This is a genomic window from Streptomyces sp. NPDC050704 (assembly GCF_040654355.1).
Classification (GTDB): Bacteria; Actinomycetota; Actinomycetes; order Streptomycetales; family Streptomycetaceae; genus Streptomyces.
In genome coordinates this window covers 1-14405 of record NZ_JBFAHW010000092.1, presented here as the reverse complement: position 1 = coordinate 14405, position 14405 = coordinate 1, and the positions used below count along the sequence as shown (strand labels likewise).

The following is a 14405-nucleotide window of genomic DNA, read 5'->3' as shown; positions in this document are numbered from 1 at the left end:
CCGGTTCAGGTCAGACGTGCGGGCATGCTGAGGCGCGGAAGAGGAAAAGCGGGTGAGGCGGGTGAGAAGGCGTCAGTGGCCGCGGCGACACGCGGCGGAGGCCACCCGCAGCAGGTCGATGTGACCGCGCGTGGTGAGCAGGACTGAACGCAACATGCGGCTGAAAGTAGCCAGCTGGGCCGCGTACGGTCAATGGCGTCTCGCGGAATGGACCTGCCGTATCACGGCATGGCCGGCCGGTCAGGTGTGCAACCCCGGGGATGGGCGAGGATTGACTCATGTCCGATGTCTTCACCACCCGTGTCCTGAACATCGCCTCCGGATCCAGCGAAACGGTCGTCGACCTCACCCGTGACTGCGAGGCCTTCCTCCTGGAGGCCGCGGGCGGCCGTGACGGCCTGCTCAATGTCTTTGTGCCCCACGCCACAGCCGGTGTCGCGCTCATCGAAACGGGCGCCGGAAGCGACGACGACCTTCTCACCGCCCTCCACTCCCTGCTCCCCGCGGACGACCGCTGGCAGCACCGCCACGGCAGCCCCGGCCACGGCCGCGACCACGTCCTCCCGGCGATCGTGCCTCCGCATGCCACGTTGCCGGTACTGGGGGGTCGTCTGGAGCTGGGGACCTGGCAGTCGGTGTGCCTGGTCGACACCAACATCTCCAATGCCAACCGTCACGTGCGGTTGAGCTTCCTGGGGTGAGCAAGATCGTCCTGGGGGCCTCGTAGCCTGAGTCGACGGACCGTCATGTTGGCGCACGGCGTTGACACTTCCGCGAACGCGTCCCGCCGGACGCCCTGACGTACCGAACTCACGACCACGGACGTCAGAAGACAAGCTCAGTACGTGTTCCTGATCCCCGTGCCCTCAGACCGCCCTGGCCAGGGGCGCGACGCGGCGTGATCACTCCGACTGGCGGCCGGTTCACGGGCGGGGCAACCCCAGCGCCGGGGACGGCCCTCGGTGGTCCCAGCAACACCCCCACACCCACCGTCTGGCCGCACTGTCCTGTCGCCCCGTGTCCGCCAGAGTCGTGGGGGTCGGCGGACACGGCCGACGGAATCACAAGCGGGAGGGGAAACGGCATGTCCGAAGCAATAGTTGGGGCACATCGCGGCATGGCCCGACGGGGGTTCCTGGCCGGGGCCGTCTCTGTGACGGGTGCGGCCCTGACGGGCACGGCGCCCGCCGGCACGGCACGCGCGGCCGGGACGAGGGCCGGAAACGGCGCCGGCACCGGCCCGTTGGCGCTCACCCACGTCACCGTGATCGACGGATCGGGAGCACCCCCGGCCCTCGACATGACGGTCGTCGTCGAGGGCGGCCGCATCACCAAACTCGCCCCGACCGCACGCACCCGGCTCAGCCCGGACACCCGCACGGTCGACCTGACCGGCAAGTACCTGATCCCGGGACTGATCGAGGCGCACACCCACAGCGACGGCCCGGAGACGGTGATCCCGGCACTGTACGCACTCGCCGGCGTCACCACGGTGAGGGAGATGCGGGGCCAGCCGGTCCACCACGAGTGGCGCGAGAAGATCCGCGGCGGTGCACTGCTCGGCCCCCGCTGGTTGGTCGGCAGCCCCATCGTCGACGGCGCGCCCTCACTGTGGGCGGCCGACGTGGGCCCAACCATCGAGGTGCGCGACGCGGCCGAGGCCCGGCGCGCCGTACGGCGGGTCAAGCGCGAGGGTGCGGACTTCGTCAAGGTGTACTCCCGCCTGTCCCGCGAGGCCTACTTCGCCATCGCGGACGAGGCACGGCGCCAGGGCATTCCTCACCTCGGGCACTGCCCCGACACCGTACGGATCGCGGAGGCGAGCGCCACCGGCCACCGCACCATCGAGCACCTGCACGCGCTGCTCCTGGCGACCTCACGGCACGAGAAGGAGATACGGCGCCGCCTGGCGGCCGTACGGATCGACCCGCGCGACCCCAGCAGCCTGTCCCGCTACCACAGTTGGTTCCAGCAGGTGCATCCCCTCGAATGGCGGGCGGTGCAGGGCTACGACCGGAACCGGGCGGACGGCCTCTTCCGGAGTCTGGCGGCCGACGGGACCGCCGTCGTCCCCACGCTCAGCGTGCACCGCACGCTGGAGCTGCCCGACGACGTTCCGTCCCGGGCCGAGGAGTGGAAGTACCTGCCCGCCTGGCAGACGGAGAGCTGGCCGGACCAGCTGACGGCCCTGACCGGCGGGCGCACCCCCGAGCAGGCCCGGCAGATCCGCCGGATCTTCGAGCACCGGCTCCGGCTGGTGAGCGAGCTGCGCGGCGCGGGTGTGCGGCTGGCGGCGGGCACCGACACCGGTACGGGATTCCTCGTCCCGGGCTTCGCCCTCCACGACGAGCTGGCGCTGCTCGTGGCGGCCGGCCTCACCCCGGCCGAGGCCCTGCGCGCGGCCACGCGGGACGCGGCCCGCACCCTCGGCCTGCCCGCCGTCGGCACCGTGGCCCGCGGACAGGCCGCCGATCTGCTCGTCCTCGACGCCGACCCGCTGCGCGACATCCGCAACACCCGCCGCATCCACGGCGTGGTCGTCGACGGCAGGTGGATCCCGCCGGAGGAACGCCGACGGCTGCTCGCGGCGGTGGAAGAGGCCGCCGCACAGACCCCGCCGCCCCAGGAGGGGGCGACCATGACGGGCTGCGGCTGCGGCGGACACCCCTGACAGCCCTCCGGCGCCGGCCTCGCCGACGAGTGGAGCCAGCCGCAGTCTGGGACGCACGGGTGGGCGGCACCTACATCGTCAATGGGCCTCCGCCAACTTGAAGTCACAGGTCAAAGGGCGGCGGACGTGCGCTTCCCGACCAGTGACAGGCGTGACTCCGACGCCGCGGTGTTCGGCCGCAGAGCCTCCGCGAAAACCCGTTGGCGGAACCACGGCAGCCACTGCTACGTTTCCGGAGGCCGTGCAAGTGAGCGAGGAGGTGGTACCCGTGAACGTTTCGACGTGGGTGCTCCCCTCCGGGGTCACGGTCGGGCGATAGGTCGTCCGGGAGCGCCGTTCAATGGCACTCCCGAAAGGCACGACCTTGCAATTCACTTCTGAACAGCGGCTCGACGACGCCGTCTTCGAGCGCGAATTCACCCTCGGCGAGATCCCCGGCATCCTGTGGACGCCCGCATCCGTATCCGTACCAGCGCCGCTGATCCTGCTCGGCCACCCCCCGCTCGGACTGCACAAGATGTACCCCCGACTGGTGGCGCGGGCCCGGCACGCCGCGGCGGATGGCTTCGCCGCAGCCACCATCGAGCTTCCCGGGAGCGGTGACCGGCCCCGTTGGGCCGCCGCCGAGCAGGCCCGCGCCGACCTGCGCCGGGCGATGGAGGCCGGCGAGCCGGTCAGCGACGAGATCATCGACGCCCTCATCCTCCCCCTGGTCGACAAGGCGGTCCCGGAATGGCAGGCCGCCCTGGACGCTCTCCTGGCGCTGCCCGAGATCGGCGGCCCGGTCATGTACTCGGGGGGAGTGATCTCCATCGGGACCCGGCTGGCGGTGGTCGAGCCGCGCATCTCGGCCGCTGTTCTGTTCGCCGGGAGTTTCGTGCCTCGCGCCATGTTCGAGGAGGCCCGCCAGGTCACCATTCCGCTGCACGTCCTGCTGCAGTGGGACGACGAAGGCAACGACCGGCAGGCAGCTCTGGACCTGTTCGACGCCTTCGGCTCCAAGGAGAAGTCCCTGCACGCCAATATGGGCGGGCACACCGGTGTCCCGCAGTTCGCGGGGGAGGACGCGGCCCAGTTCTTCACCCGACACCTGAAGTGACGCCGGGCCGTCGGGCCACCAGCAGACGGTAGCCGCGTTGGCCAGGATGCCGCTCGTCCAGGGACAGGTCCCGGCCCTCGTCGGCTCTCTGCACCACGGGCCCTCTGCCAGACTCTTGGCAGGGGCCCGTGCTGCCGGTCATGGCCCGCCAGGTCTACGGGATGGCGGGAGTGGATGTCAGCGGGCGGGCCAAGCTGGAGCCGCTGCGCGGAAAGCTGATCAGGATGGTCGACCGCGGCTGGCTACGGAAACCGGCCGGCGGAAACAACATCTCCGAGTAGCCGTTCCGCTCTCTGGCCAAGAACCCGAGCGCGGCTTTGACTTGCTGGAACACGGCGACGGCAGTGAAGGGACATGGACGTGCGCGCACGGGGCATCAACTACGACACAGGGTTCCTCCCAGGGGAAGAACTCTCCCGCAAAAGCTTCACGCCTGAGACGGTCCGGCACGACATGGCGGTGATCTCCGGTGATCTCCAATGTGACGCCGTTCGTATCTCCGGACGAGAGCCTGAACGGTTGAGCATCGCTGCCCGACACGCTGCGGACGCGGGCCTTGAGGTCTGGTTCGCCCCTTTTCCCGTGGACCTTCCCCGCGACCAGTTGCTCCCGTTCTTCGCCGACTGCGCCGCTCGGGCCGAAGCCGTACGGGAGGCCGGTGCCGAGGTGGTGTTCGTCGCCGGCTGTGAGATCAGCGCGTTCTGCGGCGGTTTCCTCCCGGGCGACACCTATGGCGACCGTATACGGGCCATGGTTGCCGCCGACATGGAGTGGTGGTCCTCCCTCGGACCGGTGCAAGAACGCCTCAACGACTTCCTCTCCCAGATCGCCGCGACCGTCCGTTCGCACTTCGGCGGCCAGGTCACCTACGCCTCGGCTCCTTGGGAGTTCGTCGACTGGGGTGCGTTCGACCTCGTCGGAATCGATGCCTACCGGGCCGCCCACAACGCCGACAGCTTCCGGGACGAGCTGCGTGGGCACCTCGCCCACGGCAAGCCCGTCGCCGTGACCGAGTACGGAACCTGCGCCTACCAGGGCGCGGGAGAACGTGGCGGCATGGCCTGGCAGGTGCCGCACGGCGCGGTCCCGGACGAAGACGAGCAGGCCCGCTACTTCACCGAATTGCTGGACATCTTCGAGGACGAAGGCGTGGACACCGCGCTCTGGTTCACCTTCGCCGGTTACAGCAGGCCCGGGGAGCAAGACCTTGGTTCCTACGGCGTCGTCCGGATGCTCGACGAGAGGCGCTGGGAACCGAAGAAGGTATTCCACACGATGGCAGCCAGATACCAACGCAGCTGACTACCAAGACCTCCAGCGCCTGGCAGTAACCGCTCTACAGCCCCCGATGATCCGTCAGGCCGGCGTGCGGGCTGACGGATCATCAAGCCATCCTCACCCTTGGACACGCACTCATCTGCCGGCGGCGACTGCGCGCTCTGCCGAGCGAGTGCGACAGCTACTGAGCTCCGCCGTCCGTCGTCGGTCTCTGCGCTATGACCAGGGCAGGACCAGGGCGCCCCAGGCGACGACGGGGCCGAGCGCGACGATTCCGCCGGTGTAGCCGAGGACCTGGCGGTAGAAGCGGCGGGTGTCCACCCCACGGGCGTTGCTGAGGACGAGTGCTCCGTTGGTCGAGAAGGGAGAGGTGTCGACGATCGTCGTGGAGACGGCGAGCGCGGCGATCAGTCCGACGGCGCTGAGGTGGCTGGAGAGCAGCAGCGGTACGGCGATGGGGATGATCGCGGTGAGGATCGCCGTGGAGGAGGCGAAGGCGGAGGTGATGGCCACGGTGAAGCACAGCAGCAGGGCGACGACGACTGGGGCGCCCAGGTTGGCGGCGTGTTCGGAGATCTCCTCGATGATGCCGGCCTTCTCCAGCATGGCGATGTACGTCATCATGCCCGCGACCAGCAGCAGGGTGGACCAGCTGACACCGTCCACGGCCTTCTCCTGCCGCTTCATGTCCACCAGGGCCAGCAGGGCGCCGGCAGCCAGCGCGAGGAAGCCGATCTCCAAGTGGAAGCCGAGCGCGCCGACGACGAGGGCGACCAGAGAGGTGAGGGTGAGCCACTGCCGCCAGTCGGGCCTCTCGGAGACGGCGAGGTCCTCGTCGTCGGCTGCCTCCGCGGTGCCCTCGGCCAGCGGGGCGGGACGCTTGGCGAGCAGGGCGTAGGTGATGATCGAGAGAACCAGGTTGATCACGAAGCTGGCGCTGAACAGCGCCACGGCGGAGACCTGCAGATCGGTCTTGTCGACGAGGTCGAGCACCAGCGCACCGGAGACGGCCAGCGGGGAGAACGCGCCCGCGTGCCCGCCGCTGATCACCATCATGCCGACGACCAGCGGGTTGAGCTTGTAGCGGTAGGCGAAGTTCATGCCGATCGGCGCGAGGATCGCGACCGCGGCCGGGGTGAACGTACCGAACGCCGTCAGCAGGGCGGCCACAAGGAACAGCACCCAGGGGATGAGCCCTACCTTGCCGCGTACCAGCCGCACCCCGGCCGCGACGAGCCAGTCGATGGTGCCGTTGCGGCGGGCGACGGAGAACAGGTAGGTGACTCCGACGATGGTGACGAAGAGCTTCGCCGGGAACCCCTCGAAGATCTCGTCCTCGGTGAGGCCGAGCGAGGCGGTGCCGACCACGAAGGTGGCGACGAAGGCGAGGATGCCCAGGTTGATCGGCAGCACGGTGCCGACCACGAACATCACCAGCAGCGCGCCTATGGAGATCACTTCAGCAGACATCTTTGTCCTTGGGGCGAGGGAACGGCGGGCGCGCCCCGAGGGGCGCGAGGGTATCCCGGTGCGGACGGCCGGTAGCCGGCCTGACCGAGGTGATGTTCGTCGGGGCTCAGGCGGCTTGCGGGCTGCCTGCTTCCGGTACGTAGATTCGGGCGTCGGCGAGCAGACGGGCCGCGCGTTGCACGGTGACCCGGTGCGGCAGGCCGTCCCTCACATCGGTGCAGCGGACCGCGACGACGCCGGCGGGCGTACCGAGGCGCAGCCACTCGTCGGTCGGGCCGCCCGTGGTCCGGGAGACCACGGACCCCTCCAGCAGCCCGGCCGCCGCGACGGCTACGGCAGAGGTCAGGCCGATCGCGGGGTGCGGGGCGTTCATGGTGAGCATGCGCACCGACACGTCGTAGTCCTCGGCAGCGATCGGTTCACCGAGGGTGGTGGTGTACGGCACCGGCGGGCCGACCAGGCCCACCTTGGGCACCGCGTCGCCCGGTTCCTCGCCCGGCGGGAGCAGCCCCATCAGGGGTGCGGCGGTATGACGGACGGTGCGCAGCCAGGGGACGTCCGCGCTCATCCGCTCCAGTGACTCGGCACCGGTACGCCCGGCACTGGCGGCGTCGACAAGGACGACCGGAGCTCCCGCGGTCACCATGCTCACGCGTACCGGCTCGGCGGCGCCGACCCGCAGGTCCTGGGCGGTCCGGCCGGTGGGGATCAGTAAGGCAGTGGTACCGGCGGGGTTGCGGAAGGTGAGGCCGACCGCGACCCCGCCGGCACGGGTGCCGGGTACCGTCTGGCGGCCGAAGTGGTGCACCACGCCTCCGGGGGTGTCGACGATCCCTTCGAGGACCGCGCCGGTATTGGTGTTGCGCATCACCACGCGCGTCCGGTCGCCGGTGACCGGAACCATTCCTTTGGTCACCGCGTACAGGGCGACGCCGGTGGCGCAGTTGCCGCAGTTGCTCGTCCACTCCACCGAGCCCGTCCCGATGCCGACTTGGGCGAACAGGTAGTCGACGTCGATGCCGGGCTGGGACGAGGCGCTGACCACGGCCGCCTTCGACGTGGTGGGGGTCGCCCCGCCCACCCCGTCCAGTTCCACGGGATCGGTGGCGCCGTACGCGGCGACCAGCAGCCTTTCGAGGTTGCCACGGTCGGTAGGGACATCGACCTGGTTGAACAGCCAGCACTTGCTTGTGCCGCCACGTACCAGGGTCGCGGGAATGTGCACGTCTGAGGCTCTTCCTGGGTCAACGGAGGGGCGGGAAAGAGGGCCGAGAAGCAGTTACGGGCGCATTGCGGCCGGTGAACCGCTCGGCGATTGCGGAGACCTTCGCAGAGGCTCGACTTCGGAACAATCGCAGTTCGCTTCACCAGGGTTTAGCTCAGCTAAAGTCGTCGGCATGCTCAACGTGCGTCGCCTGCTGCTGCTCACCGAGGCCACCGAACGCGGTTCACTCACTGCCGCGGCGGCAGCCCTCGGCATGACCACCTCCGCCGCCTCCCAGCAGATGTCCCTGCTGGAGCAGGAGGCAGGGCAGCCCCTCATCGAGCGGCTGCCACGCGGTATCCGCCCCACCCCGGCGGGTGCCGCGCTGGCCGAACGCGGTCAGGCCATCCGCCGGGAACTCCGTGCCGCCCAGGCCGACCTGGACTCCTTCACCGCCCTCGACCAGGGCACCTTGCGGCTCGGTTCCTTTCCCACGGCGAGCGCGTCCCTGCTGCCGCTGGCGCTCACGCGTTTCCGACGTCGCCACGCAGGCATCCGCATCGAGGTACGCGCCGGAGTCCTCGCGGAGCTCAGGGAGATGCTGCACGCCGGCGAGGTGGAGCAGGGGCTGCTCTGGGACTACGAATGGAACCGCCTCGACGATCCGGCGCTCGCCCTCACTCACCTGCTGGACGACCCCACGGTGCTGGTCGTGCCTGCCGACTCACCCCTGCGCACACATCCCTCCGTGCGCCTCGGTGACCTCGCCGACCAGGAGTGGATCATCCGCGCCGACAACCACCCCGTCGCCGACGTCCTGCGCCGAAGCTGTCGCCAGGCGGGATTCGAGCCGCACATCGCCTACTCGTCGCACGACTACCAGGAGGCGCAGGCCATGGTCGCCGCCGGTCTCGGCATCGCGCTCGCGCCCCGCCTGGCCCTCACCAGCCGACGCAGCGACGTGCGCCTCCTGCCGTTCGCCTCCGACGTCCCGGCTCCCACCCGCCGCATCCTCCTCGCACGCGCCGCGGCACGCCCCGCCACCCCACCCGCCCAGGCGATGGCCCGCGTCCTGCGCACGGTGGCGCAGCGATTCACCGCCCCGGGCCTGCACCGGGCCCAGCTCGGGGCGGTCCGGCGGGGCTGACGGTGCGGCCACGAACTGCGCCCGTCCTTGATGCGAGCGACCGTCTTTCGCCGGAGCAGATGGCGATCACCGAAGAGAAAACGACGAGTCGTCAGATCATGCCCTTGCTCGGTTATCGCTGTAAGAAATCCGAGCATTAATCGTGAAAGCGACGTGAACCCTCTCCGCCCGGAAGGCACGTTCCGGGTACAGATCTCTACCCCCCACCTGAGCTCTCCCGGAGCGGCATCCGCAGTACCGTGTCCGGCATGAGCAGGGACGCACACCTCAGCGAGCTGGGTGAATTCCTCAAGGTCCGGCGTGCAAAGCTGAGCCCCCGTGCAATGGGTCTGCCCGAGAGCGGGGCGCTGCGTCGGGTGCCGGGCCTGCGCCGGGAGGAAGTGGCGCAGCTGGCCGCGATCAGCACCGTGTACTACACCCGCCTGGAGCAGGGCCGCATCGAAGCATCGGCTCCGGTCCTGATGGCCCTGGCCCGGGTGTTGCGCCTGGACGACGACCAGTGTGACTACATGCTCGAACTGGCCGGGAAGGAGAACGCGCGGCCACGTCGGCACTCGACGCTGAAGGTCCGGCCGTCGACGCGGCGGCTCCTCGACAATCTCACCGACACCCCTGCTGTCGTTCTCGGCCCCTGCATGGACATTCTCGCCTGGAATCGTCTTGCTGCCGCCTTGCTCGCGGACTTCTCCCAGGTTCCGGAAGGGCAGCGCAATTCCGCGCGAATGCTTTTCACTGATTCGGCTATGCGGGATCTGTATGCGGACTGGGAAACCGTCGCGCGTACTTGCGTGGCATTTCTGAGGATGGAAGCGGCGGACAACCCGGACGACCCCGGCATGATTGCCCTCGTCGAGGAGTTGTCCGAAGGGGATCCTCAGTTCCGGGAGTGGTGGGCCGCTCACCAGGTGGCCCACCACTTCATGGGGACGAAGGCGTTCCGCCACCCCGTGGCCGGCGACCTCACCCTCGACTGGGAGACTCTCGCCTGCCCCAGTGATCCCGATCAGCACCTCGTCATCTTCACGGCGGAGCCCGGTACCGCCTCCCACGACGGGCTGCGTTTCCTCGCCTGCTGGTCCGCCAACCGTCAGCCGACAGCTGACGCCGCCGGCTGATTTCCTGCGGGTAGGCATCGCTGTGCCGTGCCGCAGTGGGCAGGCCTGTCGTCACGCGGCCGTTCGTGTGGCCGATGAAAGAGCGTCCGGGGCGGGCTGGTGAATCGGTCCGGTGCCGCGGGTCAGGGGCAGGCCGGAGCCGTGGTGGGTGTGGGCGATGATCTCGGCGGTGATGGAGATGGCGGTTTCCTCGGGGGTGTACGCGCCCAGGTCGAGCCCGATGGGGGAGTGCAGGCGGGCGAGCCGGTCCTCGGGCACGCCCGTTTCGCGCAGGGCATGGAGACGGTGCTCGTGGGTGCGGCGGGAGCCCATGGCGCCGATGTATCCGACGGGAAGGCCGAGGGCCAGCCGCAGCAGGGGGATGTCGAACTTGGCGTCGTGGGTCAGTACGCAGACGGCGGTGCGGGAATCCACGTCCGTGCGCTCCAGGTAGCGGTGGGGCCAGTCGACGACGACCTCGTCGGCGTGCGGGAAGCGGGCGGGGGTGGCGAAGACGGGGCGGGCGTCGCAGACGGTGACGTGGTAGCCGAGGAAGCGGCCGGCCTGGCTCAGTGCGCCCGCGAAGTCGACGGCGCCGAAGATGACCATGCGCGGGCGGGGTGCGTGGGTGTGGACGAGCACGGAGAGCCGTTCGGGGCAGGTGTCGGCGTCACCGCCGACTTCGATCCGGGCGGTTCGCCCGGCCCGCAGCAGGGCGCGGGCTTCGGCCGCCACTGCCCGGTCCTGGTCCGGGCTGCCGAGGGTTCCGTCGTACGCGCTGCCGTCGCCGAGGAGGGTGAGGGTGCGGCCGAGGAGGTGCTCGGGGCCGTCGATGATCTGGGCGAGTGCGGTGGGACCGCCTTGCGTGACGGTTTCCAGGGCTGCGGTGAGGTGCGGCTGGTCGGCGGGGTCGACGTGCTGTACGAGGACTTCGATCTCGCCGCCGCAGGTCAGACCGACGGCGAAGGCGTCATCGTCGGAGTAGCCGAAGCGGGCCCGAACGGGGGTGCCGCGGTCTGCCACGATCTGTTGGCACAGTTCGTAGACGGCTCCCTCGACGCAGCCGCCGGAGACGCTGCCGACCGCGGTGCCGACCGGCAGGGGTGCGCTGCCGCTGACCTGGACGACGGTGGCCAGGGCGAAGGGGCGTGCCGCGCGGCACCAGTCGTACAGCGTGTCCGCGATGTTCAGCATGGGCGGGTCTCCGTGTGATCCGGGTGAGGCGGCGTCGGACGACGTGGGACGACAGGTTCTGGGGAGGTGGGCCGCCGCCGTGTCGTCGAGGGGAGTGGCACCGCGGCGGCCCCGGGGGTCCGGCGGCCGGACATGGGTCGGCCGCCGGACAGTTGGGTGAGCACCCCGGGCGGCCGTCTCACCACGAAACCGGCTTCCCGGGGGCTCGTCTCGGGCCTCGGCTCAGAGCAACGCCTCGGCGGTGATGGGCAGTTCGCGGACGCGGCGGCCGGTGGCGTGGAAGACGGCGTTGGCGATGGCGGGTGCCACGCCGATGTAGACGATCTCGCCGAGTCCCTTGACGCCGATGGGGTCGGCTTCCAGGTCTTCGCCGCCGTCGAGGAAGATCCCCCGCAGGTCGGGGATGTCGGCGTTGACCGGGACCATGTAGTTGGCGAGGTCGGCGTTGACGATGCGGCCGTCGCGGTGGTCGGTGACCGTGTGCTCAAGGAGCGCCGCGCCGATGCCGCCGACCATCCCGCCCAGCGCCTGGCTGTCGGCGAGCTTGGGGCTGATGATGCGGCCCGCGTCGAAGACGCCGAGCATCCGCCGTACCCGGACCAGTCCGAGACGGGCGTCGACGGCGACCTCGGCGAAGAGCGCACCGTAGGTGTACATGGAGTGCCGTGCTTGGCCGGGGGTCCAGGAGCCGAGGACTTCGAGGTGGGTGCGGTTGTTGCGGGTCAACAGCTGCCGGTAGGTCTCGCCGCGTGCCGGATTGTCCGGCACGTGCAGCCGTCCGGCGCGGACCACGATGTCGTCGGCATCGGCGCCGTACAGCGGCGAGTCCTCGTCCTCGACGGCCAGCTTGATCGCCTGCTTGCGTACCTTGTCGCAGCCGTCCTGGACGGCGGAGCCGATGTTGATCATGGTCTGTGATCCGCCGTGGGGCGGTGCCTTCGGCATGGTGGAGTCGCCGAGCTGGAAGGTCACATTACGCATCGTCAGGCCGAGGGCGTCAGCGGCGACCTGGGTCTGCGAGGTGTAGGTGCCCGGGCCCATGTCGCTGGTCGCGGACTGGATCAGGGCGGTGCCGTCGGCGTTCAGCCTGACCCGGGCCTGGGCCCCGCTCCGCACCACGTCGTAGGTGCCGACGGCCATGCCGGTACCGATCAGCCAGTCGCCGTCGCGGGTGGAGCGGGGCTTGGGGTCGCGCCGGTTCCAGCCGAACTCGCGGGCGCCGACGGTGTAGCACTCGCGCAGTCGCCGGGTGGAGAACGGCAGCCCGCTGGACGGGTCCTGTTCCGGTTCGTTGTGCCGGCGCAGCTCGATGGGGTCGATGTCCAGCTTGTGGGCGAGTTCGTCCATCGCCGACTCGATGGCGAAGGCGGCGGTGGCGTAGCCGGGGCCGCGCATCCAGATCGGGGTGTTCACGTCCAGGGGCACCGTGCGGTGGTCCTGGCGGACGTGGGGCGCGTTGTAGACCATCTGCCCCACGTGCAGGACGCCTTCGACGAAGTTCTCGTACGTCGAGGTCTCCGACTTGATGTGTTGGACCATGGCGCTCACCCGGCCGCGCCGGTCGCTGCCCAGGCGCACCCGGTACTCGTACGAGGGCCGGTAGCCCACCCCGAAGTACAGCTGCCTGCGGGACAGCACGAGCTTGACCGGGCAGCCGGTCTCGCGGGCGGCGACCGCCGCGGTGGCGATGTGGGGCCAGGCGCGAATGGCGTTGCCGAACCCGCCGCCGACGAACGGCGAGATGACGCGCACCGACTCGTTCGGGATGCCGAACACGGCGGCGACGTCCTTCTGCGTGCCGATCGGCCACTGGGTCTTGTCCCACAGAGTGAGCTGATCGCCGTCCCAGCGGGCGATGGTGGCGTGCGGTTCCATCGCGTTGTGATGGGCACGGGCCTGCTGATAGGTCGCGTCCACCTGTACGGCGGCGGATTCGTACGCCGTGTCCGCGTCGCCCCGCGCGTAGTTCACGGGTTCACCAGCCGGTGCGGTGGCCATGTCGGTCGACGTCTTCTCGGCGTCGTAGCGGACCTTGACCAGGTGCGCGGCGTGCTCCGCGGCTTCCAGGGTGGTGGCCACCACGACGGCGACCGGCTGGCCGCGGAAGAGAACCTTGTCGTCCTGGAAGATCCGCAGCTGTTCGCTGTCCGGCCAGTCGTTCTCCGGGTTGCCGCGGTAGGCCAGCCTGGGCGCGTTGAGGTGGCTGATGACCTTGATGACGCCGCGCTGGGCGAGGGCCGCACGGGTGTCGATGCCGGTGATGCGCCCGCGACCGATGGTGCTGTCCACGATGACGGCGTGGACGACGCCCTTGATGTCGTGTTCAGCGGCGTACGTCGCCCTGCCGGTGACCTTGAGGCGGCCGTCCACCCGGGACAGCGGCGCGCCGACGGCTGCCTGTGGCTGCGGGCTCACTTGGTACCTCCCACGATGCGCAGCTGGCGCTCGACGGTGCGTTTGAGGAGTTCGACCTTGAAACGGTTGTGCTCCAGCGGGCGGGCCCTCTGCGCCGCATGCTTCGCCGCCTCGGCCCACAGCGCCGGCGAGGGGCGTTCGCCGATGAGGTGCTGCTCGACGGCGGGCAGCTTCCATGGCACGGTGCCGACGCCTCCGGCGGCGACCCTCGCCTCCCGGATCACCCCGCCGCGTATGTGCAGCGCGATCGCCGCCGAGGTCAGCGCGAACTCGTACGACTGCCGGTCGCGCACCTTCAGGTAGCCCGACTTGAGCGGGCGTGGAAGGGCCGGTATTTCCACGGCGGAAATCAACTCGCCCTTGCGGAGGGCCTGTTCGCGGTTCGGGGTGCTGCCGGGCCGCAGCAGGAAATCGGCGAAGGCAACTCGGCGCTCCCCGTCCGGGCCCAGCAGGTGCACGGTGGCCTCCAGTGCGGCGAAGGCCACGGCGACGTCGGAGGGGTGGGTGGCCACGCAGTCGTCGGAGGTGCCGAGGATCGCGTGGGTGCGGTTGAAGCCTTCCCGCGCCGCGCAGCCCGAGCCGGGGTCGCGCTTGTTGCAGGCGGCGCTCACGTCACGGAAGTAGATGCAGCGGGTGCGCTGCATGATGTTGCCGCCGATGGTGGCCATGTTCCGCAACTGAGCCGACGCGCTCAGCTCCAGCGCCTCGGAAATGACCGGGTACAGGGTGCGCGCCTTGGGGTGGGCGGCGGCCTCGGACATCCGTACCAGCGCGCCGATGCGCAGGCCCCCGCGCTCGGTGACACTGACCTCGCGCAGCGGCAGGCCGGTGAT

Annotated in this window: 13 protein-coding genes; 7 read left to right on the top strand and 6 right to left on the bottom strand. The window is 70.0% G+C overall.

Going from position 1 to position 14405, the window contains the following annotated elements; translation table 11 throughout:
- Window positions 1–72: 72 nt before the first annotated feature.
- Window positions 73–156, bottom strand: coding sequence for a putative leader peptide (locus AB0I18_RS37845; RefSeq protein ID WP_351373514.1), 84 nt, complete (start codon window positions 154–156; stop codon window positions 73–75).
- A gap of 122 nt (window positions 157–278) precedes the next feature.
- Here AB0I18_RS37845 and AB0I18_RS37840 point away from each other — a divergent pair, with 122 nt between their 5' ends.
- The 5 genes from AB0I18_RS37840 (at window position 279) to AB0I18_RS37820 (ending at window position 5072) form a co-directional block, all read left to right on the top strand.
- The gene (locus tag AB0I18_RS37840; protein ID WP_363110241.1) at window positions 279–701 is read left to right on the top strand and encodes a YjbQ family protein; all 423 of its coding nucleotides are present in this window, start codon (window positions 279–281) and stop codon (window positions 699–701) included.
- 383 nt (window positions 702–1084) lie between these two features.
- Window positions 1085–2671: an amidohydrolase family protein gene (locus AB0I18_RS37835; protein ID WP_363110240.1), complete on the top strand. Its 1587-nt coding sequence runs from the start codon at window positions 1085–1087 to the stop codon at window positions 2669–2671.
- A 364-nt stretch (window positions 2672–3035) separates the two neighbouring features.
- Window positions 3036–3770: an alpha/beta hydrolase gene (locus tag AB0I18_RS37830; protein ID WP_363110239.1), complete on the top strand. Its 735-nt coding sequence runs from the start codon at window positions 3036–3038 to the stop codon at window positions 3768–3770.
- A 140-nt stretch (window positions 3771–3910) separates the two neighbouring features.
- Entirely contained in the window at window positions 3911–4051 is a 141-nt protein-coding gene (locus tag AB0I18_RS37825; protein ID WP_363110238.1) for a hypothetical protein, read from the top strand.
- 238 nt (window positions 4052–4289) lie between these two features.
- Window positions 4290–5072 (top strand): hypothetical protein, encoded by a 783-nt coding sequence (locus AB0I18_RS37820; protein WP_363110237.1) that lies wholly within the window; start codon window positions 4290–4292, stop codon window positions 5070–5072.
- 192 nt (window positions 5073–5264) lie between these two features.
- Here AB0I18_RS37820 and AB0I18_RS37815 read toward each other — a convergent pair whose 3' ends face one another.
- Window positions 5265–6518: an SLC13 family permease gene (locus AB0I18_RS37815; protein ID WP_363110236.1), complete on the bottom strand. Its 1254-nt coding sequence runs from the start codon at window positions 6516–6518 to the stop codon at window positions 5265–5267.
- A gap of 106 nt (window positions 6519–6624) precedes the next feature.
- A complete protein-coding gene (locus AB0I18_RS37810) occupies window positions 6625–7743 on the bottom strand; it encodes a PrpF domain-containing protein (protein ID WP_363110235.1) in 1119 nt (372 codons plus the stop codon).
- Window positions 7744–7915: 172 nt separating this feature from the next.
- On the opposite strand from AB0I18_RS37810, the gene AB0I18_RS37805 reads away from it, so the two are divergent.
- Both AB0I18_RS37805 and AB0I18_RS37800 read left to right on the top strand, forming a co-directional pair.
- Window positions 7916–8869, top strand: coding sequence for a LysR family transcriptional regulator (locus tag AB0I18_RS37805; protein WP_363110234.1), 954 nt, complete (start codon window positions 7916–7918; stop codon window positions 8867–8869).
- Window positions 8870–9117: 248 nt separating this feature from the next.
- A complete protein-coding gene (locus AB0I18_RS37800) occupies window positions 9118–9984 on the top strand; it encodes a helix-turn-helix transcriptional regulator (RefSeq protein ID WP_363110267.1) in 867 nt (288 codons plus the stop codon).
- A 51-nt stretch (window positions 9985–10035) separates the two neighbouring features.
- Here AB0I18_RS37800 and AB0I18_RS37795 read toward each other — a convergent pair whose 3' ends face one another.
- The 3 genes from AB0I18_RS37795 to AB0I18_RS37785 form a co-directional block, all read right to left on the bottom strand.
- A complete protein-coding gene (locus AB0I18_RS37795; protein ID WP_363110233.1) occupies window positions 10036–11157 on the bottom strand; it encodes an XdhC/CoxI family protein in 1122 nt (373 codons plus the stop codon).
- Between the two features lie 222 nt (window positions 11158–11379).
- Complete coding sequence (locus AB0I18_RS37790) at window positions 11380–13572, bottom strand: xanthine dehydrogenase family protein molybdopterin-binding subunit (RefSeq protein ID WP_363110232.1); 2193 nt, start codon at window positions 13570–13572, stop codon at window positions 11380–11382.
- On the bottom strand, window positions 13569–14405 hold an 837-nt coding region (locus tag AB0I18_RS37785), incomplete at its 5' end, for an FAD binding domain-containing protein (RefSeq protein WP_363110231.1). The genes AB0I18_RS37785 and AB0I18_RS37790, both read right to left, overlap by 4 nt.